The organism is Pseudomonas fluorescens (assembly GCF_002837185.1).
Classification (GTDB): domain Bacteria; phylum Pseudomonadota; class Gammaproteobacteria; order Pseudomonadales; family Pseudomonadaceae; genus Aquipseudomonas; species Aquipseudomonas fluorescens_AM.
The window spans coordinates 33,310-55,760 of sequence record NZ_KZ478013.1; the positions used below are offsets into that span (position 1 = coordinate 33,310).

A 22,451-nucleotide genomic window follows, 5' to 3' on the forward strand; every position below is an offset into this window, starting at 1 on the left:
GCCGCCAGGAAGGAAATTGCAATGCCAGTCGACACCCACCCAATCCGCATTCTCTCGCAACGCCTTAGTATTGAGCCCTTCTGCGAACAGGACGCTGCTGAGTCTTTCCCTTGTCTCACACCGTCTCTGACTCGCTACATGTCCTGGGAACCGCCTGCCTCGCTAGAAGAGTACGCGCAAGTCTGGGAGCAGTGGCTGCCTGCGATAGCGGATGGCAGCGACATCGTGTTCACGGTCAGGGAACTGGTGAGTGCCCGTTTTACCGGCTTGGTCGGGCTGCACCATACCGGCAGTGAAACACCGGAGTTGGGTATCTGGATCCGTGAAGATAAGCACGGGCTGGGCTTTGGTGGTGAAGCGGTGCGCGCGGTTGTTCAGTGGGCTAGCAAGCGGGTGGCGGCGAAGTGCTTCATCTACCCTGTTGCGACGCAGAATCGTGCGAGTCGACGTATTGCCGAAGCTTTGGGGGGAGTCGTCATTGAGAGGCGAATGACGGAGAAATATGATTCGGTTGTGTACCAGATACCGGGGGGTTAACTCTGGGTAACAGGTTTGCCGATTGTTGTCCTTCACGAACGGCAGAAACCGGCCAGAACCGGTCATTCCATGAGCTACATCCATATTCAGAAAAAGGAATGTTTATCAAGCACGCGAATCTCGCAGCGTAGATTTCCAGAAATATGATTTGCCTACAGTTTGGCTATGCCTTCAATTGGGCTACCATCAAGAATTCTTGATAGAGCGAAATCGAAGGATCCGACGTGGAAAGAGAAGAAAACCATCTGCTAGTTGAAATGCAAATTCCAACGCAACTGGAACCCATTCGTGTCGGAGTGAAAGCTGGACGGCCCATTTTCATTCTGGGGCGCAACGGGACTGGAAAGTCGGCTCTTGTGAATAATCTTGCAGCGCAGTGGAGAGGGCAATGCGTCTATATGCCGGGGTCTCGGCCAAGCTATTTCGATCACGAAAGTTTGTCCATGACTCCCGCATCTCGTCGGGACTTCGGCACTAATCAGAGTTATTACGATTCGCCGGATAGCAGATGGAAGTCCTTATCGGGTACGACTCGAAACGAGAAAGCCATTCATGACCTTCAAGCAGCTGAAACTCAATACAAACTAGACGCAGCTAATCAGATAAAAGCCGAGGGACCAGGATCTTTGGCGATTGTGCGGCTTCAGGCTGATGATTCCCCGCTGGATATCGTCAACTCAGTATTGTCTCAAGCCAATCTAGCAGTGCAACTACAGGTCGCCGGCGGTGAATTACGAGCTATCCAAGCCGGCTCACTGTACAGCTATGCACGTATGTCCGACGGGGAGCGATCTGCACTTATTTTTTCAGCCGAGGTAGTTGCGGCACCGTCGGGCACAGTCTTCCTAATTGACGAACCTGAGCTTCACCTTCATCCATCAATCGTCATCGCACTTATCAAAGCGCTGATACTGACGCGTCCCGACTGCGGTTTCGTGGTTTGTACCCACGAACTTGAGTTACCTATTGCCATAAAAGGCGGGGAGATCGTTCTAGTGCGCGGCAGCGTTTGGCAAAATGAAAACATCTCTTCATGGGATGTTGATGTTATCCATGATCCAGAAAAAATTCCAGAATGGTTATGGGTCGATGTGACCGGCGCTCGACGCAAGCTTCTTTTCATTGAGGGAGATGATAAAACGAGCTTGGATCAACCGTTGTACTCGCTGCTATTCCCGGAAGTTTCGGTTAGAACGATGGAGTCTTGTAAAGACGTAATAAGAGCTGTTGAGGGGCTTCGCGCAGTTGAAGGAGTCCATCGAACTAGAGCATTCGGCCTGATCGATCATGATGGAATGTCCGCAGACCAAATGAGTAAGTTTGAAGATGGGGGTATCTACCCGCTGCCGATTTTCTCTGTTGAAAGCCTGATCTATTCTGAGGAAGCTCAAAGCGCAGTAGCCTTGTTACAGGCAGAAACCTTAGGTGTCGCCTCCCAACTACTATTGGACGATGCGACAAGGCGTGCAATCGATTCGCTGAAAAGTGAGGGTAAGAAAGAACATCTCGCAAGTCGCCTTGCTGAGCGACACATGAGAGACCGCCTGCTTTCGATGATACCTACACGTCAACAGTTGATGGGTCATGACGCTGGTGACATAAGTATCACATTCAGATCGCCATACCCCGACGAGCTTGAACGTCTGACAGCGTTGATTGAGACCAATAATTTAAAGGAGATTGTGAGCCGGTATCCAGTTCGCGAATCGGGCGTTCTAAATGGCATTGCCAAGGGGCTTCGTTTCAACAGCCGTGATGATTATGAGAGAGCTGTATTGAGACGCGTATATACTGACTCCAATCTGCGCAATGTGCTAAAGATGAAATTGAGCAATCTTGCTACGCAGTTGGGGTGAGATCGAGCCAGGATTTCGGCAAACAATAATAATAAATTTATTGCTGCCTGTTGATAAAGGCAGCTTGGGGTCTTATCTGCCCTCCGTGACGGGCAGAAGTCGGCCACTAACCGCCACTCGGCATCACGTCGAAAGCCAGATAGATTTCAAGTACAACGGGAATAACAAGGACCGAAGCAATGGATTACCCCAGTATCGATACGCTCGTTAATTTGTCTGTAGGACTTATCGGCGCAGGCATTGGCGGATTTTGTACACTCAAGGGAACCAATCATGCGCATCGGTTGGCGCTCGAGAAGGAAGCGGCAGCCGACCATGAAAAAATGGTCACTACATTGATGCTGTTGCGCACTGAGATAGAGACGGCGTGGCAGATCTTTGAGGGTGAGATGGGAAGTGAGATACTCGCTCAGGCCGCAGATGAACCCTACCTCGCGATATTCCCTATTGGGGACTCACCGTTTCCCTTTTTCAACTCTGCCCCACAAGCGCTCAATCTACTGCCGTACGACCAGGCCAAAGACGTTGTTCGGTTTTACATGCGCGCCAAAGGCATGATAGCGATGATTGAGATGAACAATCGTGACTACGAAAAGGCGCTTCAACACGCTCGTCATCTGCTGGATTCACATCTAGCACAGGACCGAGATATGCCTCAGAAGTTGCAACAGGAACTCTTCCAAGGCAGCGTCGAGTACATGGCTGCCATGCTGGGGATGGATGCTAACGCGGAAGGAATACGCGGGCTCGCCCGTGAGTTAGCTCCAGTGGTTAAACGCATAACGACTTCCGTCGACGAGCTACTGGCTCCGCACACCAACCGTATGGGCTAGGTGCCCCCGCTCCTTTAGCTCCGTCAAGGCGATAACGTAGGCCTTGGCATATGCCTTCAACCAAGAAGCAGACGCCAAGGGGAAAGTGAATAGCACCCGCTTGGTAGATACTCGACGTCCGCTATTGGCCGAAAGCATTTGCCGCTTTCGTCATCGCAGAGGGTTTTGTGCTGGGGCTGGAGTCCACCAAGGTGATCAAAGAACAAATCGCCGAGTCGTTGTACGTGGCTTACGACGACGCGGCGAGTTATCTAGCTATTGAGTCGAAGGGTTAATCATCAGCCAGGGCAGGGCGCTTCGCGGTCTAGGAGTCTGGCGGTGAGGAGTACGCCCAGTTCGCTCAGTTGGTGGATGGCGAGGCCGATGTCGCGGTGTTTGCCGTTGAGGTCTTCGGACAAGTCGAGCAGCAGGGTGCTGACGCTGGTGAAGGTTTCGTAGCTGTTGGTGATGAGGGTTTCGTTACTGGCGTTGGGGCAACGTTGAAGAGGGCACTTGAATCTGCTTTTGACATGAGTAGACATCCTGAGTGATGCCACCACCTTTCCGCTACTAAACAGTGGGTGGCAGCTGTACGCAGGTTAGTAGACCGGTGGATATCTAAAGCCGGCGCGCCCGGAGACGCCCTACGCACAGCCACCATCAAGCACAGACGCACTGTCTGACTGATGAAACTCATGCACTAATAGATACCCAAGCTCAGGCTACTAAACCCGAATCACTGAACAATTCAGCGACCGAGCCACCTTAGAGACGGCCACCCCAGCGCACAAGCCGGCGGATTCTGACGCACGCGTAGGCAATGGAGCAAGCCGCGGCGAGGGAATCGGATTTTGCCTTCAGGCGCTGCTCTGCGGTGCACTATAGGGGTCATGCACTATAGGGGTCAGACCACTATTAATCAGAAAGCCAGGGTCGGACCACACTCTATATAGTGGTGGCCTGACCCCGTTTGTACTTGCACACCTACAGCCAAAGCAGTTATTACACCCAGCCTGGCTGGAAAGTATTGGAGCGCTTTGAGGCCTGGGGGGAAAGAGCACTACCTTATGTCACGGCGTTTATAGTCAAGGCTGGCTTCAAATTTGTGCCGCTTTTTATAAGCAACAAAACTGTGATTTGACGTCTGCGTTTTCACACAGCCTTAGTCGATAGCTGCCACTGGCGTGCCCACGGCCCACATCAAGATCCCCAGAGACCTCAGAAGGGTCTCGCGCCCGGTCAGGAGAAGATTGACCTCAATGGAGATTCAACGGATCACGCATCTGCCGCCCCAAATCCTCGACCTGGAAAAAGCGGCAGTTGCAGAAGGCTTCAGGTTTCTCACCCGGCTGACTTCAGAATGGCAATCAGGCACCCATCGCTTTGATGCGCCTGGCGAATGCCTCATGGCGGCTTATCTGAACCAGCAGCTTGTGGGCATTGGAGGCCTGTCGGTTGATCCGTTCACCCATGACCGTACAGGAAGGCTGCGACGTGTGTATGTGGCGCCTGCGTCACGCGGGCAAGAGGTTGGCCGCAGATTGGTTGGCGCATTGCTTGCCCACGCCGCAGTGCATTTTGAACGTGTGCGTCTCTACACCGACACCTCCCAGGGGAACACTTTTTACCTGCGCTGCGGATTCATTCGAATAGAAGACGCTCATGCGAGCCATATCGTGCAGGTCACAAGCCTTTGAGTTGTTGGGCATCGGCAAGAATCGGTGACTCAGCTTTTAACAGGTTGCACTGCACGTTCAGATTCATTCGCGTATAGCTCAGGGCACCAAGGGAGCCGACCTACAGCCTCAACCCCTTTTCAGCGCTTGGCCAGATACCGCCTTTTAAGCTTGCTGAAACGTTTCATCGAGTTTATAAATCGCACACAACTCCAAAAAAGGCTATCGCCATGACCCCACTCAAATTCGTTGTCGCCCTCAGCGCACTCTCTGCCGCCTCCCACGCCATGGCCTGGGACTACGTGCTCCTCGACACCGACAAAGCCGCCCAGAACTGGCAGGTCACCAGCCAGCAACTCGGCGTGCAAACCGACAAACCCTTCAGCGTAACCTTGCGCACCTTGCACGGCGGTCGGCAGGAGGGCGTGAGCATTGTCGACATCGATAACGGCACGATGAAGCTCTCGGTAGTGCCAACTCGCGGTATGAATGTGTTGCAGGCTTCGGTCGGCGAGGTGCGCATGGGGTGGGATTCACCGGTCAAGGAAGTGGTCAATCCTTCCTTTATCGAGCTCACTGGCCGCGGCGGGCTGGGCTGGTTGGAAGGTTTCAACGAGCTGGTCACCCGTTGCGGCTACGAATGGGTCGGTCACCCGGGCATCGACAATGGCGAATTGCTGACCCTGCATGGTCGGGCGGCGAATATCCCTGCGAACAAAGTCACCCTGCACATCGATGAAAAACCGCCGTACGCCATCACTCTGCGCGGTGAGCTGAAAGAGCAGGCGTTCAAGAAGGTCGACTTCTCCGTGGCGACCGAACTGGTCACCGAGCCCGGCAGCGTTGTGTTCGCGCTCAACGACACGCTGACCAACAACGGCGACTATCCGAAGGAATACCAGGCGCTGTATCACAGTAACTTCAGCACCCCGTTCCTGGAGCAGGGCGCGCAGTTCGCCGCGCCGGTGAAGCAGGTGTCGCCGTTCAACGACAAGGCCAAGGGCGAATTGGCCGACTGGCAAACCTACCGCGCACCCACCAAGGACTACGACGAAACGGTTTACAACGTGGTGCCCTATGCCGATGCCAAGGGCGATACCTTGACCGTGCTGCATAACAAGGCCGGCAGCCTGGGCGTGTCGGTTGGTTTCAATACGCAGACACTGCCGGTATTTTCCCTGTGGAAGAACACCGATACCCAAGGGCAGGGCTATGTCACGGGGCTGGAGCCGGGGACAAGTTTTTCCTACAACCGTCGTTATCAGCGGCCGCTGAACCTGGTACCTACCATCGGGGCCAAGGAACACAAGCAGTTCCGCATCAGCTACAGCTTGTTGGCGGATAAGGCGGCTGTGGACAAGGCCTTGAAGCAGGTCAGCGAGATTCAGGCGGGTCGCGAGACCGAGGTGCGGCAGACGCCGTTGGTTGATTTGACCAAGGAGTAAGGCCAGCTAAAGCGCGGTCGGGCGCCTGCACTGCTTGCACACGCAGGCGCGGGGTTCACGCCCGGCGCGCGGTCAACAACACCGCCGCCGCCGCCGACAACAGCCCCGCGCAGCAACGATTGAAGAGCCGCTTGCCGCTCGGCTCGGCGAACCAGCGGCGCATGTGCAGGCCCATGTAGGCGTAGGCGCTGATGGCGATCCATTCCAGGGCCAGGAACAGTGCGCCCAACAAAGCGAATTGCGCGGTGATGGGTTGGCCGGGCACCACGAACTGCGGCAGGAAAGCGGTGAAGATCAGGATGGCTTTGGGGTTGCCTGCCGCCACCAGAAACTCCTGCCGCGCCAGGGCCCATAAGCCGACTTTTTTCGTCGCCGTTTCCGCTTCTGCCTGCGGGTCTGCACGCCACAGTTGATAGGCCAGGTAAAACAGATACGCCGCGCCGAGCAGCTTGATCGCGTAGAACAACAACTCCGATGTTTGCAGCACCACCGCCAGCCCGGCGGAGGCGAGGGCGATCATGCCGGCGAAGGCCAGCAAGCGGCCGATACCGGCGAGGCAGGAGGTGCGGTAGCCGTAACGGGTGGCGTTGCTCACCGACAGCAGGTTGTTGGGGCCGGGTGCCATGTTGAGGGCGAAACAGGCGGGCAGGAAGAGGGCGAGGGTGGCGAGGTCCATGGCGGCTCCGGAGTGGGTCGGGCGGGAGTGTCGAGAATAAGGGTTGTTGGGGCGGTGCGGCAATCCGTGCGCCGAAAGCGGGCGTTATCCAGCGGGTATTACCCCTAGTCAAACTTAATTTCGTCACAGGGTCGCGTGCATAGTCAGACGACAGCAAGATGGAGCAAACCCATGATCCGCAGAGCGTTACCTGCCGACGCCAAGGCTGTCGCCCAGGTGCATATCAGCAGTTGGCAAGACGCGTATCGCGATCTGATGCCTGCCCATTACTTGAGCGCGCTGAATACAACGCTGGCTCAACGGGAAACGCATTGGCGCCGCTTGATTGCATCGGGCGAGTCGACGTCTGGGTTGCGGAGTTGGACCAGCAGATTGTCGGTTGGATATCGGTCGGCGCGAGCCGCGATGACGATGCCGTTGGGGCAGATGCCGGTGAGGTCATGGCGCTCTATGTGTTGGCCCGGTATTGGCAAACAGGCGTCGGGCTGGCCCTGTGGCGCGCGGGCCTGCGGGATCTGATGGCGCAAGGATATGAGCGTTTGACGCTGTGGGTCCTGGCAGGTAATGAAAGGGCTATCCGATTTTATCGCAAGGCAGGATGTGTTGAGCAAACCGGAACAGAGCGCACGCTTGAGAGGGGCGGTGTCACCCTGGTGGAGGTGAGGTATGGGTTGCCGATAATCCGAGTGACTCAGCCAAGCTTCCTTTGAAAATAAACTGATAGCCCACAATATAAGAACCCACTGTGTTTGCCCGGGCAGTCACCCATACGGCATCCATGCCGCGCTGCCGTTGTTTGTCTAAATCCGATGGGTTTGTACAGAGTTCAGTCCAGCGTCCGGTGTTTATATCCTTGATGCGCAAGCCCGCCTCGCAACGGCTGAATTTGCCAGCGGCGGGCCCTGGGTAAGTGATTTCATACGCCGATTCGTAGTGGATGACGTCCCCGGGCAATAGGTAAGCGCAGACGGCGTAAATATTTAAGGAACACGCAAAACCCAAGCAAAATCCGCCGAAAAAAGGGTCTACGGCCCGTGCTGATGTCTGTTGAGCGGGCCGAGAGTAGAACGCCTTTGCTGCAAAGATCAGCCCTACGACACATCCGGCTGTTATATAAGTGGTCCATTCAGGGATTGACGCCATTAGAACCGTGCGCATGCCAATGCGCGCGGCCCACAGCATGTAAAGTATCCAGGCACCAAACAGTGAACATATGATCGCCAGGAGCGCTGCTTTTTTTAACCTGTTCTCCTGTAAAAAATCCTTCAATTTTTGCGTGCTCTGTTTGTTCTAATCATGAGGATGGCGCTGAGATTGCCCATCATACAGATGCGCTTCCAATGCCCGCGCCTGTGGGGTCACCTTCCTGCGATCGGGCGTGGCTGGGCTTATGTTTCCGAATCGCTGGTGCCGGAAGTTGTCTAGCCTTTGACCTCGTCCGCTTCAGTCGACTTAATCCTCTCCAGATTCGACAGTGCGACCTCTTTGAATCGTGATGAAAGGCGGCGTAATCGCTTATGCATAATGATCGAATACACGCATGTAACGGAGCAGATGACCGTTATGACGGTTTGGTACTCAGGGGGCGCATAAAAAAATGCGGTGACGGCTCCTGCAAAAGCGTTGAGGGCGGCGCCACGGGCAATTCGGTCTCTGCTGACATAGGCCTCCATTGTCCTGACGGCATCTGGAACTGAACGCGCTAGAATTGCCGCGCTTCGTTCATAGGAGTCTTTCTTCGGCGTCCCGGCAATAGCAAAATATATTGAAACGAGCTTAGTTCGAACGCCTTCGGCGATAGTCAGCTTTTCATCCAGTAGGCTGAATATTTCTCCACTTCTTCTTATGAGATAGGAGGACGTGGTGTCGATGTAAATGCCCAAAATGTAAGTGATGGGCAGGTAAATGATAATAAAAACCTCTTTGTAATCATTTATTCTATCGAGTGGCAGCGGATAGTAATGATGGAATATCGCGGTCAGCCACGCTGAGGCGACTACGCCGGAAATAAGATATTCGATCAGGGCTACGGCAAATTGCATTTATTTCTCCGGTAGAGCGTATTCGAGCGCCAATGTGGTTAGGTGTTGGGACGCGTGCGCGCCGAGCGCTCACATATATCCCTGTTGCGTTAGTAACTTGAATGGGGTGGCGTGGATGTCCTCGTAATCTTCTCGCTGGATGAGGATTTCGTTTTTCTTTCTGATCTGCTGGATTTTTTTCATTACGTTTCGGTGCGCTGACAAAAACATCGATTCGTTACCGAAGTAGGGCACAGAGAGAAGTTGTCTTTTCTTCTTTGCAGTGGGCAAAAGCATCTGCTCGTAGCATGGGCGGTACTGCTCGTCACAGCGGGCAAGCCAGCCGGCGTGCAGGCGCGCGGCGGGAAATTTGTCCTCGGTCATTGCGAGGTTCGTGACAGAGTCAATTGTCCCCCAAGTGGCGTCTTGCTGGTTTCTCTGTACTTTTACGGAGTCGTAAGCGATTCCGTGATGCGTTTCATAGTTGCAATAATCGTTGTAGACCCGTCTGATAACCTCATAAAATCTTTCGTCTTTAGTGGCAAATAAAGAACTCAGCAGTTGTGAAAATCTGGAGCCGTCGTGGGCTGCATACGTGAAGTGTGTATCTTTGCTGAACGTAAAATAACTGAATAGAAAATAGTCGCCAGGCTTGATGCCACATTCTTTTAATGCAATAAACGGATGGTCGGCCAAATAAAGCTTGCGTTCGCCCTCGGCGTTGAAGCGGCCGGCACGGACTTGCCCGGCGTTGGATGTTGGGGGGAAGAAGTCATCGACCATTAGAGGAGTTGATGACAGCTTGTCAAGTTTTTCTTCGCTGAGTTTTCGAACTCTTGAAAAGACCGAGCCTTTGCAGTAAGTGCGCGATACGATCTCAAACTCCGCAAAGCTGAAGCTGGCGGGTGATGAGTCTGGCATGAGAAATTTTCGGATCGCCGTGCAATATCCTTCAACCCCTCGGCAGGGATCAAACTTGTCGAAATTGGGTATAGGAGACGCGTAGAAGCGACGCGCGAAAGGCGGCTCTATTTTCATACTTAAATTCCTTTTAAATTATCGAACCTGCTGGCCCAGAGCACAGTCACCACGCCCGTTGTAGTCAGGCGGGTGCATTATGTCTTACTGCGTCTGCCCGCCGCAAAGTGTCTCTGCCAGCGTCAGGGATAATCGACTTCAGGCAACGCCGGGCTCCTGCCTATCAAGCGGCACTCTCACCCGAAACACCGTGCCCTGTTCCGTGTCGGAGCTGACCTCAATCGACCCACCATGGGAGGCGACGATTTCCGAGGCGATGAACAGCCCCAGGCCCAGGCCCTCCGTGGGGCCGTGGTCGATTGCGGTACGCTGGGAAAAACGGCCCATGGGGTTGAATATGAACGGGAGCGCATCCTCGGGTATCGCTTCACCGCTGTTGTGCACGGTGAATACCGCGAAATCCTCTTGTATACCCAGCTCGACCTGGATAGGCCGTGTGGTGTCGCCATGCTGCACCGCGTTACTGATGATGTTTGAAAACACCTGCTCCATCCGCCCGCCGTCAAACTTGCCTGACACGCTTGTGTTCGCGTCGAACGTCACGATGGCTTCGGGATGAAACGCGCGAATTTCCTCGATCACCCGCTGACACAGCGGCGAGAGGTTTATATCGGCGGTTTTGACCGGGATGCCCGGCCCCATCTGGCAGCGTGTCAGGTCAAGCAGGTCGCCGACGATCTGGCTCGCTCGGCGCACGCTGGTGTAGACCTGATTGGCGATCTTGGTCGCCCGGGCTCCGGCGTCCTGGGAGCGTCGCAGCACGTCGGCACCCAGCAGGATTGCGCCGAGTGGGGTGCGCAGATCGTGGCCGAGGATGCCCAGGAACATATTGCGCGAGGCCTCGACCGCTCGTGAATAGCTGGCAATCGATTCGGCCAGGGCCTGGTCAATGGCCTCGTGGAATCGGGTCATGTCGTCGACGTTGATCGGTGTGCCGTCCTTGACCTGGCGCATCCACTGGCTGACCACACTGGTGCGCAGCGCGCGGTATTCCGAGACCATCTGATCGATCGTGAACCCGGCCATCAGCCGCGTCATTGCATGGGTTTCCGCCGCGGTTTCCTGATCATCCGCCGGGGCCAGGCCCTGGGCCTTGTCGATTTGCTCCTGGCGGGTCTGCTTGGTGCGCAGGTCGCTGACGATGGCCAGCAACATCTGCTCGGCATGATCGCGCAGCGCGACGCTGTCGAGTGCCTCGCCCGGGGTGTCGAGGGTTCTGGCAAAATCTTCCCAGGCCTGCAGAATCGGCTCGAGGTTTTCCAGAATGAAGTCGGGCAGGCGCATGTCTGTAATCCTGATGGGAGGCGGGCAGAAAAGCGAGGCTGCAAAGATGAAGGGGCAATGCCCGGCAGTGTAGGAGGTTGTTCGTCGCTTTTAAAGCCCGGCCGCTAGCGTGAGGCCGCTGATCCCATCGGTGCACAGACAGCATTCATGGGGCTGACGCTACAGCCCCAATGTCAGCGACCGCAGCCTTTGTTCCACCACGCTGTCAAAATGGCTTGCCAGCTGCTCGCAGCGCTCCGGGGTGAGCCCTTCACAGCAGGTTATTCCCAACACAAAGCCCTGGGCCTTGGCACCGCCTTTGACGGCAAGAATCATCGACCCCGCCAGCTCGATCTCACGCAGAATTCTGTCAGCCTGTCGCTTTATAGGGCCGGGCAAGTCGTTCAAGGCTTCTTTCATGGCCGTTCTCCGCAGGCATTCACTACACACAAGGCAACAGAGGCACTGTCGGCCTCTTGAAAGCATCGACCGAAGGATGGTGCGAGAGTTTCGTCGTGCGCGATCGGGAGGCGATGATCTGCAGTGCAAAGCCAAACCTGCCCAACCTTTCAGTGTTCTGTAGGAGCGCTCGAGCCCCGGCGAGGCTGCGATGGCGGTGGGTCAAGCGATGAAGAGGTCGACCTTGCGGCCGACCCACGACTGTTCGTACACCCTTGAATCAGGGATGAAACCTGCGCCCCAGCGCATCCAGGCGTACGGCGATCGGTGGCAGGCGTTCGCTGCTGCGGGCCAGGGTTTCCACGTCGTCGGCGGTGTTTTGCGCGATGTGCTGCACCGATTGCAGGCGCTCGACAATTTCCAGGTTCGCCGAGCTTTGCTCGCGGGTGGTGGTGACGATGCGGCCATTGAGTTGGTCGATATGCGCAATGTCTTCGCCCACTGCGCGCAGCATATCGACGGCCACTTGGCTGTCTTCCACGCAACGCTCCACACCCTGGCGGCTGTCGTGCATGGCTTCGACGGCCTGGCGGCTGCCTTGCTGCAAGCCTTCGATGATGGTCTTGATTTCCTGGGTGGAGAGGGCGGTGCGCTGGGCCAGGCTACGCACTTCGTCGGCGACCACGGCAAAGCCACGGCCTTGCTCGCCGGCGCGGGCGGCTTCGATGGCGGCATTGAGGGCAAGCAGGTTGGTCTGGTTGGCGATGCTGCTGATCACCTCCAGCACCGAACCGATTTGCTCCGCCTGCACGGCCAGCGATTGCACGGTCGATTGCGTGCCATTGATGCGCGAGGCCAGTTGCGTGATTTCATGCTGGGCGCGCCCCACGCTTTGCTGACCGCGTTCAATCTGCTGGCTGGCTTGGCCGGCGTGCTCCACGGCCTGTTCGACGTGCACAGTGATGTGGCCCGTGGCGTCTTCCATGCGCTGCATCGAGCCGGTCATTTCATTGATTTGCGCCAGTTGATGCCGCGCGCCTTGTTCCAGGGTGCCGCTGGCCGTGGCCAGTTCCTGGCCGAGTTGGCCCAGGCCATGGGAGTCGCGTGCGACGCCGTCGATCAGGTGAGTGAGTTGCTGCAGGAAATGGTCGAAGCGCTTGGCGAGGGACACATGCTCCTTGTCTTCACCCTTGGCCGTGTCTTCGGTGAACTGCGAGGTGACGGCGAGCATTTTTTCCAGCATTTCCTGACTTTCGACCGCTTCGGCGTGGCTATGCACGGCGAGGTAGAGCAGGGCGACGGTTTCCATCACCACATAGAAGGCGTGGACGAAGATCATCGTCCAGCCGCCGTGATGTGCCATCACAAACACCGGCCAGCCTTGATGCTGCAGGGCATGGAACACCAGGTGATGCACGGCGATGGTCAGCGCCGCCACCAGGATCGGCAGCCAGTCACGGTAGAACGTCAATACCGCGAGCAGCGCGAAGATACCAAAGTGCGCTTCGATGACACCCTGCGCCTGGTTGATGTGCAAGGCGGCCATCACCATCAGGCCGGCACCGAGTGCGCAGCGCATCGCACGGGTGCCGCCAATGGCGCGATACAGCGCGGTCAGCACCACGGCGGTGCCGCCACCGACGATCACCGCCTGGGTGAAGGTGTCATGCCAGAACCCCAGGCCGAGGGAGAACAGGAACATCAGCCAGATCAACGCCAGCATGATGCGGTCGGCCTTGCGGTAGTGCTCCAGAAAGCGTGTGCGGAGGGGCATTGGCGTTTACTCCATGTGATTTAGCCAGGAATCAAGCACGCGGCGTGCCACGCGCGGAGCCGGTAAAGAGCCAGGCAGGTGCGGCGATAAGATCCGGCAAATCGGTTATCGGCACGTCGCAGGGAGACTTTAAGAACGGCTGCCCGGGCGGGCAGCCGAGGTTGCAATGACGATCAGAAGCTGTACTTGGCCGTCATCATCATGTTGCGCGGGCTGCCGTAGGAGTCGCCGCCGTAGCTGACGTCCTCGGAGATGGACTGGTAGTAGTGCCGATCAAAGATATTGTTGGCGTTGAGCTGCAGATCCAGGTGCTGGTTGACCCGGTACCCGGCCATCAGGTCGGTGACGGCGTAGCCGCCTTGCTTGAGCCGATAGGTGCTGCCGTCCGCCAGCTGGATGTCGTTGTACATACGGCTCTGCCAGGACACGTTGCCGCCCACCCGGAGTTTCTCCAGCGGGCCCTGGAAGTTGTAGCGGGTGGTGACCTTGAACAGGTGTTCCGGGGTGTCGGTATCGAACTGCTTGTTGACCTTCTGCGGGTTGGCGTCGTCCCTGATAGTGTGGGTGCGCGCGTAGGTGTAGCCACCGCCGACCTGCCAGTTGTCGGTCAAGGCGCCTTGCAGTTCGAAGTCGATGCCCTGACTGCGGATCTCCCCCGAGGCTTGATAGCAGGCCGCCTGCGGGCAGTCCGGCACAACGATCTGCACGGCACGGTTTTCCTGGTCGACACGGAACAGCGCCACGCTGGCATTCAGTGCGCCGCCCAGGTATTCGCCCTTGATGCCCACTTCATAGTTTTTGCCGACGATGGGCTTGAGCGGCGTCGCGCCGGTGCTCTTTTCTTTTTGCGGCGTGAAGATGTCGCTGTAGCTGGCATACACCGAGTGCTGGTCGTCCAGCTCATAGATCAGGCCTGCGTAGCGGGTGAGGTTGCGGGTGACCTTATAGTCGCCGTCGCCGTCGCGGTTGTCATAGTCGTACCAGTCCAGGCGCCCGCCGAGGATCAGCTTGAGCGGGTCGGCCAGGCTCAGGCGCGTGGTGACGTAGACACCGTCCTGGGTGGTGACGTCACGCTGGTTGGTGGTGCGGGTGAAGTTCGGCTTGCCGGCATTGATCGGCCAATCCAGACGGTACGGGCTGTAACCATGGGTGGTCATGTCGTAGATGCGTTTGCTGGCGCCCACCACCAGCTCATGGGTGCGCCCGAACGCCTGGAACGGGCCGCTGGCAAAGGCGTCGAGCCCGGCCTGGTTCTCATCGAAGGCGGCCTGGTACACCGTACGCGCCAAGGTATTTTCGACCCAGCGCGACTGGTAGGAGCCGGAGAACAGCGCGTTTTGTTCGGCGTAATTGGCATTGACCTGCAGTTTCCAGTCGTTGGCCAGTTGCTGGCGCAATTCGACGAAAACCGTGTTGATCTCCTGGTCCTTGTTCTCCCAGTCGGTGCCGGGATTGTAGGAGCGCGACAGGCCAAGGTGATGGCCGTCCAGGCCGACCATCGACGAGCCCCAGAAGTAGTTGGTCTTGTCTTTCTGGTTGGAGTAGCCGAGCGTCAGGCTCGTGTCCTCGCTCAGGTCGGCTTCGGTCACGGCGTAGAACAGGCCGTGATCCTGCTCGGCCTTGTCGATGAAACTGTTGGCGTCGCGGTAGGAGGTGACCACCCGGCCGCGCCAGGTGCCGCTGTCATTGAGGGGGCTGGAGGCGTCGAGTTCGCCACGGTAGTCGTCCCAACTGCCGGCGGCACCGGTCAGGGTGACTTTCTGCTCGTCCAGGGGCCGCTTGCGAATCAGGTTGATGGCCGCTGATGGGTTGCCGGCGCCGGTGACCAGCCCGGTAGCGCCGCGTACCACCTCGACGCGATCGAACATTGCCAGGTTCGGTTGAGCCCCTACGTCGACGCCGTTATAGCCACTGGGAATGCCGTCGTACATGAGGTTGTCGACGTTGAAACCGCGCGCAGTGTAGGCCTGCCGGCCGGGGCCGTTGGAGTAGTTGAGGAACAATCCCGGCGTGGCATTGACCACATCGTTGATGCTGGTCATCGCCTGGTCATCCATGCGCTGACGGGTAATCACGGTGACGGCCTGCGGCGTTTCGCGCAGTGTCAGCGGCAGCTTGGTCGCGGTGCTCATCGAACCGGTGGTGTACGACTGGCTGCCTTCGGTGGTTTCGCCAAGCTGTTGGCCGGAAACCTCTGTGGCGCCCAGTTCTATGGTGGCGGGCTGGGTGGCGACGTCGGCGGCGAAGGCCGCGTGGGAGGTGGTCAGACAGATGGCCATCGCTATCAAGCTGGGTGAAAACCCTTTATCGCCGTGGTGGTGCACAGACATGAATGTAACTCTCCCGGAATGCCGTCCGTGGCGAATAATAAAGCTGTTGATAATTATTCGCAGCAGTGTGGCAGATCAGGTCTGTGGGAAAAAGCCCAATGAATGAATCAGTTAACGAATTTTTCACGCGTGGGGAGGGCCAGTGCGTTTTGCTGCCTGTGCCGGGATGAATACGATTTCGTAAGGCTCACGCATGCGCTCCAGCAACACCTGGGCGAGCATCGGCGCCAGGCCGATCGCGGGGTCCCCCGTGAGCTGGCTGGCATAGGCATGCAAGGCGTGGAGTTTGTGCGCCACGCTCCAAGTGTCCAGGCACAACTTGCGCGCACGCTGCCACGGCATCACCGAGCCTTCGCGTGCGGGCCAGTGCCAGGCCCACATCGGCAGTTCATACAATTGCGCGCCCACCCGATTGCATGCCTCGGCGCTGGCACGGCCGACGGCTTCGTGATCATCGTTGCCGTCATGGCGCCACGTGGTAAACACCACATCACCTGGCGTCAGGTATCGGGCGATGAACTGGCTTATCCGTTGCCCGTGGTTGGCCAGGGCGTTGTCGCAAAACCCGCCACGAATCCATTTCAGGCTGTGCAACGGCATACCCAGGCGGCGCAGGGCCTCGGCGCTTTCCTGGGGGCGAATCACACTCAAGCGACCGGCCGACCAGACCCGCGAGCCGGGGTGGCTGGCGCTGCCATCGGTGACGGAGATCAGTTTCAAGGGGTGTTGGCGCGTGCTGAGCATTTGCAGCAGGCCCCCGCAGATGAGCACTTCATCGCCCGGGTGCGGCGCGATCACCACCACGCGAGCACCCGGCGGTATGAGGCTGGACAAACTGATGACGGGGATCTGCGCCAACTGTGGCGCGCTGTTCCAGATTTGCGCGGGGCCGCGACGGCCCTCGCTTAACGAGGCAGTTCTCATGGCGTATTACATCCTTGTCGGTTGACGCTCTTGTGCTCACCCCAGGCTCCGGCTGCGGTGAGCGCGCGGCGCTCCGATCCTGGAGCGCTGTGCGAGACGTTATGAGCATAGACAAGGACGAATGGGCGCAACGTCGTATTTTTACGAAACCTGCAGCAGGCCCTTCAAGTAGTCACCGAAACCACCCTGGGCGCGGCAATCCAGGCGCGCGCTGGTGATCACCTGGGGCGAATGGCTCCAGGCGATTGACGCGCCGCAACGCTCCAGATTGCGCACCAATTGCACATCCTCATGGCAGGCCACTGGTTCAAAGCCACCCGCCTGTAAATACGCGCTGGCGCTGACGCCCAGGTTGGCGCCGTGGACATGCCGATGCCCGTCGCGGGCTTCGTAAGCCTGGTGATAGCGCATCTGCGCCGCCGCGTCGAAGCCCTCGCTCCAGGCGTCTACGGTCACGGTGCCGCATACGGCGTCGCAGCCCAGCGCCAATTGCGCCACCAGCCAGTCCGGGGCAACGCGGCTGTCGGCGTCTGTACAGGCAATCCAGCGCGCGCCCAGGTCCAGCAAATGCCGTGCGCCCGCACCGCGGGCATGCCCGACATTACGTGCCTGCACCGCCAGGCTGTGCACCCCGTGCGTGCGGGCAATCGTCGCACTGGCGTCGCTGCAACTGTCGAGGACGACCAGGATGTGCACCGCTTCACCCTGCAATCCCGGATGGTTGGCGGCGATTGACGCAGCGTTCAGGCATTCGCCCAATAACGCTTCTTCGTTATGCACCGGAATCAGGATGCCGATCATCGCAGGCCCTCAAGACGTGCCACCGAGGTGCCATCTCGGCCCCACAGGTCGAGCAGGAAATCGTCTTCATGGTGGCGTACCACCGCGTGCAGCCCCAGTCGTTGCTCAAGCAGCGCGTGCACCTGTTCGGCGGTTTGCGGGCACCCTTCGATGGGCGGTCGCCAATGGCAGGCCAGTAGTTGGCCGCCCTGCGCCAGGGCGGCGCGGCAGCGCTCGGCCAGGCGCTCAAGATCAGCGGCGTCCAGGTAGTAACAGAATTCGCTCAATACGATGAGCTCGAATTGCCCCGATGGCCACTGTTCGGGCAAACAGCGCTGCTCTATCTGCACGTTGGAAAACCCGGCCAGCCGCTTGCTGGCCAGCGCCACCGCAGCGCTCGCCGTATCGCAGCACAGCAAGCGATCACAACGCGCCGCCAGCTCGGCGCTCAACTCGCCATTGGCGCAGCCGGGTTCGAACACCGAGGTGTAGCGCGCCCGGGTCAGGATGGCCAGGGTCAATGCGCGTTTGCGTTGCTCGTACCAGCGTTGACGAAACGCCCACGGGTCGTCGTTGCCGGCGAACATCTGGTCGAAATAAGGGGTCGTCACGCTCACACGAACACCACTTCAAAAGGTTGCAGCAAACGCTCCACTATATAGGGCGCCAATACAGGCGGCAGACCGGCCTGCGGGTCGCCCTCCAGCTGGCTGGCGAAGGCGTGGATGGCATGGCGTTTGCGCGCCACCCTTTCGGGCGTCAAAGGGATCTTGCGCGCACGGTCCCAAGGCACCATGCCATCTTCAGCGGTCGCCCAGTGCCAGGTCCACACAGGCAGTTCGTACAACGTAGCGCCCACTGCCTGGGCGGCTTTCGCGCTGGCGCGGCCGACGGCCTCATGGTCGCAATGCCCGTCTTCACGCCAGGTGGCGAACACCACATCGTCGGGCTTGAGGTAGCGCTGGATGAAAGCGGCGAGTTCTTCTTCACGCTCGGCAACTTTACTGTCGGTAAACCCGGCGCGCAGCCACTTCAAACTGTGCAGCGGCAAGCCCAGGCGGTGCAACGCCTGGGCCGATTCCTGGGGCCGTACCACGCTCAGACGTTGCACCGGCCACCGTTTGGAGCCCGGATGGCTGGCGCTGCCGTCGGTGACCGAGATCAGTTGAATGGGCCGGCCCAGTTCGGCCAGACCTTGCAGCAAACCGCCGCAGCCGAGCACTTCATCGTCCGGATGCGGCGCAATGATGACTGCGCGCCGCCCCTCGGGCACCAGTTGTTCAACGCTGATATGCGGCAATTCAGCCAGGCGCGACGAGGTTTGCCAGTAATGCAGCGACGTACCCTGGCCGACAATCGGGTTGGGTTTCATAACTGCCACCTCCCTGACGGTTCGCCGGCGACCTGTTCGCCCAGGGCGGCCAGGTCGCGTTCGGCGTGACTTTGACGCACATACACCGGCAAGTCCGCCATCAATTGGGCGAAGTGCGGGTCCTTGCAGTAAGGCCCCGCACCGACGGCACGCCCGACATGATGGATCACCTGCTCGACGGTTTCCTCGACGCACGCGCGCACCTGCTGGGCCAGTAGCCGGGCATCGGCGGTCGGTGCCTGGTCGACCTGCTCGGCACTGGCGCGCAGCACGCAGGCCGCGCTGTTGAGTGCGCTGTCCACCGCGCCGAGGTGGGCCAGGGCATGGGGCTCAGGGTGCTTGCCGCACTGCTCGCGCAACACTTCGGCCAGGCGCTGCGCCGCGCCATACCAGCACGCCGCAATGCCGATGCCGCCGTGCCAGAAGCCCGGGCGGGCCAGGTAGTCGCCTGGCCCGCCAACCGCAAGCCCCGGGGCCTCATCGAAGACGATCTCGACACTGCCAGTAGCCGCCATGCCCACCGCATCCCAGCCTTCATCCGTCACCGTGACGCCGGGCTGGTCCATCGCCACGGCAACCAGTTGCTGGCGATCTTCTTCATCCCACGCGGTCAACAACCCGTGCGAGACAACGGAGGCCCCTGAGCACCAGGCTTTACGCCCGTCGACAATCAGCCGTTGGCCATCGCGCCGCACGCGCGCCCTGGCGCTCGGCGGCTCGGCGGCCCACATCCCCCAGATGCTGCCCAACGGCGGCAGCGGGCTGTCGAGCTCGGCAATGATCGCCAGGGCGTCGGTGTGGCCCTCGAACAGCTTGCACAAGCGCAGGTCATGTCCGGCGACCTGCGCCAGCCCGCTGTAACGCTCCAGCGTCTGGCCGCTGCCGGGCAAGGGCAGTTGGTCCAGGCCTTCTTCCTGAAGGTCCCTTAGGGCATTACCCAGGGCTTGCGTATTCGCATAGCCCCGGTAGCCGGAAAGGAATCCGTGCAACGCCATTTCACACCTCGTCGTCGTGATGCAGCTCAAACAGAAGCAGCGAGCGGCCGGTTGCAGCGTACTCGTGCTCAAACTCAAAACGCTCCTGGCCACGGACTGCCGGGTCATTGGTATCGAGCAGGCAATTCCAGTACTCGCCCTGGGGCACCGGTGGCAGGCGGAAATTGACCATGTCGTGATGGGCGTTGACCACCAGCAGCAACGTCGCGTCGGCGCCGGCACGTCGAATCCCGGTCTCCTGGGCGCGACCATCCATCAGCATGCCCAGGCAACGACCATGGCTGTCTTCCCACTGCTCGGTGGTCATTTCATTGCCATCCGGGGCCAGCCAGGTGACGTCTTTTACGCCGATATCTTCGTTATAGTCGCCGACCAGGAAGCGCCCACGGCGCAGGATCGGGTACGCCAGGCGCAACTTGATCAGGCGCTTGACGAACTTGAGCAGCGCCTTGCCGTCGTCGTCCAGTTCCCAGTTGACCCAACCGATCTCACTGTCCTGGCAATAAGCATTGTTGTTGCCATGCTGGGTGCGGGCGAATTCATCGCCGGCCACGATCATCGGCGTGCCTTGGGCCAGCAGCAGGGTAGCGAAGAAGTTGCGCATCTGGCGCAGACGCAACGCGTTGATTTCCGGATCTTCGGTAGGGCCTTCGACACCATGGTTCCACGACAGGTTGTTATTGCTGCCGTCCTGGTTGTTCTCGTCGTTGGCTTCGTTGTGCTTGTCGTTGTAGGACACCAGGTCATGCAGGGTGAACCCGTCATGGGCGGTGATGAAGTTCACCGAGCTGTAAGGTCGGCGCCCACGGTGGTTGAACATTTCGCCCGAGGCGGTCATGCGCCCGGCGAAGTCCGCCAACTGGCCGTCATCGCCTTTCCAGAAGGCGCGCACGGTGTCGCGGAAACGGTCGTTCCATTCCGCCCAGCCCGGTGGGAAATTGCCCACCTGATAGCCGCCCGGTCCGCAGTCCCAGGGTTCGGCGATGAGTTTGAGCTGACGCAGGATAGGGTCCTGGCGGCACGCCACGAGGAAGCTGTGACGTTCGTCAAAGCCGTCGCGATAGCGTCCGAGGATGGTCGCCAGGTCAAAGCGGAAACCATCAACGTGCATCTCGGTCGCCCAGTAACGCAGGGAGTCGGTGACCATCTGCAGCACGCACGGGTGACTCAGGTCCAGAGTGTTGCCCGTGCCGGAATCATTGATGTAGAAGCGCTTTTCGTCGGGCATCAGGCGGTAGTACGAGGCGTTGTCGATGCCGCGCATGGACAGGGTAGGGCCGCGCTCGTTGCCTTCGGCGGTGTGGTTGTAGACCACGTCGAGGATCACCTCGAGCTTCTGCTCATGCAGGTGCGCGACCATCTCCTTGAACTCGGCGATCTTGCCGCTGGCCAGGTAGCGCGGGTCGGGCGCAAAAAACGCAATGCTGTTGTAGCCCCAGTAGTTGGTCATGCCTTTTTCCAGCAGATGCTGGTCGTTGACGAAGGCATGGACGGGCAACAGCTCGACCGAAGACACCCCCAACTGGCGGATATGCTTGAGCACGTCATCTTCCATCAGCCCGGCGCAGGTGCCGCGCACGGATTCGCCGACCGAAGGATGGCGCATGCTGATGCCGCGCAGGTGGGTTTCATAGATGATCGTGCGGTCCCATGGCACGCGCACCGGCTGGTCATTGCCCCAGGTGTGCGCCGGGTCGATGACCTTGCACTTGGGCACGAACGGCGCGCTGTCGCGCTCGTCGAAGCTGAGGTCGTCGTCGGGGTGGCCGATGGTGTAGCCAAACAGCGCTTCGGACCATTTGAGTTCGCCCACCAGTTGCTTGGCATAGGGGTCGATCAGCAATTTGTTGTGGTTGAAGCGATGGCCGTTTTCCGGGTCGTAAGGGCCATACACACGGTAGCCGTAAATCAGCCCGGGATGGGCGTCGGGCAGGTAGCCGTGGAAGATTTCATCGGTGTACTCAGGCAGCTCGATGCGCTCCAGTTCCACTTCGCCGGCATCGTCGAACAGGCACAGCTCGACCTTGGTGGCGTTGGCTGAAAACAGCGCAAAGTTGACGCCCAGGCCGTCCCAGGTGGCGCCGAGGGGGAAGGGCAAACCTTCACGAATCCGCGACGGCTCATGGTCCGGCGTGGTTGAGGCTTTATCGGGTTTGCTCATGGTGTTGCTCCTGCAAGGATTCTTTTTTCGGGCCGAACGCGGCCGTACTGACAGTTATTCAGCGTATGACGTAGACAGTTGAGGGCCCCCTGACGGCAATGCGGTCAGGAGGCGCGGCGATCGATGAGCTTAGGGCTTGGGTTTCTTCGGTGCCGCGGGCTTCTTCGGCGCAGGTTTGGCAGCGGCGGGCGCCGCCGGCTTGGCTTTGGCCGCAGGCTTGGGCGCGGTCTTGGGCTTGGCGGCCGGCTTGGGCTTGCTTGGCGTCAATGCCTCGGCTTCGGCCAGCTTGCGTGCCATTTCCCAGTGACGCGCATCTTCACCGTGGGGCTTGCCTTCGGACTCCCAGATCTGGTGTGCCAGTTCGCGGATGCGTTTGTCTTCATTACTCATCA

General features: G+C 58.9%; 19 protein-coding genes and 2 pseudogenes. 6 read left to right on the plus strand and 15 right to left on the minus strand.

Annotated features, from left to right (window positions below):
* The first annotated feature begins 21 nt into the window (after nucleotides 1-21).
* The 3 genes from CIB54_RS21505 to CIB54_RS21515 all read left to right on the plus strand — a co-directional run bounded on the left by CIB54_RS21505 (nucleotide 22) and on the right by CIB54_RS21515 (nucleotide 3,226).
* Nucleotides 22-537: a GNAT family N-acetyltransferase gene (locus CIB54_RS21505; RefSeq protein WP_101220891.1), complete on the plus strand. Its 516-nt coding sequence runs from the start codon at nucleotides 22-24 to the stop codon at nucleotides 535-537.
* A gap of 224 nt (nucleotides 538-761) precedes the next feature.
* Complete coding sequence (locus CIB54_RS21510) at nucleotides 762-2,393, plus strand: AAA family ATPase (RefSeq protein ID WP_232790590.1); 1,632 nt, start codon at nucleotides 762-764, stop codon at nucleotides 2,391-2,393.
* Nucleotides 2,394-2,572: 179 nt separating this feature from the next.
* A complete protein-coding gene (locus CIB54_RS21515; RefSeq protein ID WP_101220892.1) occupies nucleotides 2,573-3,226 on the plus strand; it encodes a hypothetical protein in 654 nt (217 codons plus the stop codon).
* A gap of 278 nt (nucleotides 3,227-3,504) precedes the next feature.
* On the opposite strand, the pseudogene CIB54_RS21520 reads toward CIB54_RS21515, so the two are convergent.
* Nucleotides 3,505-3,737, minus strand: a pseudogene (locus CIB54_RS21520) (DUF6124 family protein).
* Between the two features lie 727 nt (nucleotides 3,738-4,464).
* Here CIB54_RS21520 and CIB54_RS21525 point away from each other — a divergent pair.
* On the plus strand, nucleotides 4,465-4,902 hold the full coding sequence (locus CIB54_RS21525) for a GNAT family N-acetyltransferase (RefSeq protein ID WP_198557212.1): 438 nt from the start codon (nucleotides 4,465-4,467) through the stop codon (nucleotides 4,900-4,902).
* 209 nt (nucleotides 4,903-5,111) lie between these two features.
* Nucleotides 5,112-6,326, plus strand: a complete 1,215-nt coding sequence (locus CIB54_RS21530; RefSeq protein WP_101220894.1) for an aldose 1-epimerase family protein — start codon at nucleotides 5,112-5,114, stop codon at nucleotides 6,324-6,326.
* 55 nt (nucleotides 6,327-6,381) lie between these two features.
* On the opposite strand, the gene CIB54_RS21535 is transcribed toward CIB54_RS21530, so the two are convergent.
* Nucleotides 6,382-7,002 (minus strand): LysE family translocator, encoded by a 621-nt coding sequence (locus CIB54_RS21535; RefSeq protein WP_065952597.1) that lies wholly within the window; start codon nucleotides 7,000-7,002, stop codon nucleotides 6,382-6,384.
* A gap of 171 nt (nucleotides 7,003-7,173) precedes the next feature.
* Between CIB54_RS21535 and CIB54_RS21540 the strand changes: the two are divergent.
* Nucleotides 7,174-7,712, plus strand: a pseudogene (locus tag CIB54_RS21540) (GNAT family N-acetyltransferase).
* 711 nt (nucleotides 7,713-8,423) lie between these two features.
* Here the strand turns inward: CIB54_RS21540 and CIB54_RS21550 are convergent.
* The 13 genes from CIB54_RS21550 to CIB54_RS21610 all read right to left on the minus strand — a co-directional run bounded on the left by CIB54_RS21550 (nucleotide 8,424) and on the right by CIB54_RS21610 (nucleotide 22,449).
* Entirely contained in the window at nucleotides 8,424-9,044 is a 621-nt protein-coding gene (locus CIB54_RS21550; protein ID WP_101220895.1) for a hypothetical protein, read from the minus strand.
* 69 nt (nucleotides 9,045-9,113) lie between these two features.
* Entirely contained in the window at nucleotides 9,114-10,061 is a 948-nt protein-coding gene (locus tag CIB54_RS21555; protein ID WP_101220896.1) for a hypothetical protein, read from the minus strand.
* 138 nt (nucleotides 10,062-10,199) lie between these two features.
* The gene (locus CIB54_RS21560) at nucleotides 10,200-11,345 is read right to left on the minus strand and encodes a sensor histidine kinase (protein ID WP_101220897.1); all 1,146 of its coding nucleotides are present in this window, start codon (nucleotides 11,343-11,345) and stop codon (nucleotides 10,200-10,202) included.
* A gap of 159 nt (nucleotides 11,346-11,504) precedes the next feature.
* On the minus strand, nucleotides 11,505-11,744 hold the full coding sequence (locus CIB54_RS21565) for a hypothetical protein (protein WP_065952603.1): 240 nt from the start codon (nucleotides 11,742-11,744) through the stop codon (nucleotides 11,505-11,507).
* A gap of 259 nt (nucleotides 11,745-12,003) precedes the next feature.
* Nucleotides 12,004-13,497, minus strand: a complete 1,494-nt coding sequence (locus CIB54_RS21570) for a methyl-accepting chemotaxis protein (protein ID WP_101220898.1) — start codon at nucleotides 13,495-13,497, stop codon at nucleotides 12,004-12,006.
* Between the two features lie 173 nt (nucleotides 13,498-13,670).
* Nucleotides 13,671-15,827, minus strand: a complete 2,157-nt coding sequence (locus CIB54_RS21575; RefSeq protein WP_101220899.1) for a TonB-dependent siderophore receptor — start codon at nucleotides 15,825-15,827, stop codon at nucleotides 13,671-13,673.
* A 123-nt stretch (nucleotides 15,828-15,950) separates the two neighbouring features.
* Nucleotides 15,951-16,751, minus strand: a complete 801-nt coding sequence (locus tag CIB54_RS21580) for a PIG-L deacetylase family protein (protein WP_101220900.1) — start codon at nucleotides 16,749-16,751, stop codon at nucleotides 15,951-15,953.
* A gap of 141 nt (nucleotides 16,752-16,892) precedes the next feature.
* Nucleotides 16,893-17,552 carry a glycosyltransferase family 2 protein gene (locus CIB54_RS21585; RefSeq protein ID WP_101220901.1) on the minus strand — a complete coding sequence of 220 codons (660 nt, stop codon included), beginning with the start codon at nucleotides 17,550-17,552 and terminating at the stop codon, nucleotides 16,893-16,895.
* A complete protein-coding gene (locus tag CIB54_RS21590; protein WP_101220902.1) occupies nucleotides 17,549-18,148 on the minus strand; it encodes an SAM-dependent methyltransferase in 600 nt (199 codons plus the stop codon). The genes CIB54_RS21585 and CIB54_RS21590 overlap by 4 nt, the downstream gene beginning before the upstream one ends.
* Entirely contained in the window at nucleotides 18,145-18,903 is a 759-nt protein-coding gene (locus CIB54_RS21595; RefSeq protein WP_101220903.1) for a PIG-L deacetylase family protein, read from the minus strand. Before CIB54_RS21595 ends, CIB54_RS21590 begins: the two co-directional genes overlap by 4 nt.
* Entirely contained in the window at nucleotides 18,900-19,898 is a 999-nt protein-coding gene (locus tag CIB54_RS21600) for an acyl-CoA dehydrogenase family protein (protein WP_101220904.1), read from the minus strand. Before CIB54_RS21600 ends, CIB54_RS21595 begins: the two co-directional genes overlap by 4 nt.
* Nucleotide 19,899: 1 nt before the next feature.
* The gene (gene glgX / locus CIB54_RS21605; protein ID WP_065952611.1) at nucleotides 19,900-22,059 is read right to left on the minus strand and encodes a glycogen debranching protein GlgX; all 2,160 of its coding nucleotides are present in this window, start codon (nucleotides 22,057-22,059) and stop codon (nucleotides 19,900-19,902) included.
* 129 nt (nucleotides 22,060-22,188) lie between these two features.
* Nucleotides 22,189-22,449 (minus strand): DUF2934 domain-containing protein, encoded by a 261-nt coding sequence (locus tag CIB54_RS21610; RefSeq protein WP_101220905.1) that lies wholly within the window; start codon nucleotides 22,447-22,449, stop codon nucleotides 22,189-22,191.
* Nucleotides 22,450-22,451: the final 2 nt, after the last annotated feature.